This window comes from Achromobacter sp. Marseille-Q0513 (assembly GCF_018195695.1).
GTDB lineage: Bacteria > Pseudomonadota > Gammaproteobacteria > Burkholderiales > Burkholderiaceae_B > Achromobacter.
The window spans coordinates 1-547 of record NZ_JAGTJY010000469.1; the positions used below are offsets into that span (position 1 = coordinate 1).

Below are 547 nucleotides of genomic sequence, written 5' to 3' on the forward strand. Positions count from 1 at the left end.
TCGCAATGCCAGCCATGTCAGCCAGCCCGCGCCCCCCGCCGCGACGACAGCTACGGCATCAAGCGGCATGTCTGCCTCCGTGCACGGGGCGCCGTCTCATGCATCGACCCTGACAATGCGCCGGATCAGCACCACGCCGGCGGCCTCCAGCGCGACCAGCAGCGCCAGCACGCCCCAGCCGGCCGGCGTGCGCCACAGCAGGCTCATGATCGCGGGCTCCAGCTGGTAAAGCACGGCCAGCAGCAACACCGGCAACGCGCCGACGATCCAGGCCTGCATGCGTCCCTGGGATGTCAGCGCCCGCAGCCGGGCCTGCAACTGCGAGCGGGCGCGCAGGGTGTCCGCGATGCGGTCCAGCGCCTCGGCCAGATTGCCGCCGGATCGCGTGGCGATGCGCAGGGCCGCGGCGGTCAGGGCCGTTGCCTCGGACGGCACCCGCTGTTCCAGTCGGGCCAGCGCCTCGTCCCAGGGTATGCCCAGCCGCTGCTCGCGCAGCAGCAGGCCAAGTTCCTGTGACAGCGGCGCCTCGCCGTTCTCGGCCAGATGG

Annotated in this window: 1 protein-coding gene; it reads right to left on the bottom strand. The window is 72.2% G+C overall.

Annotated elements, in window-relative coordinates; genetic code table 11:
• Positions 1-96: 96 nt before the first annotated feature.
• The coding region (locus tag KDH83_RS31295; RefSeq protein ID WP_212323014.1) for a type II secretion system F family protein at positions 97-547 on the bottom strand (451 nt) is incomplete at its 5' end.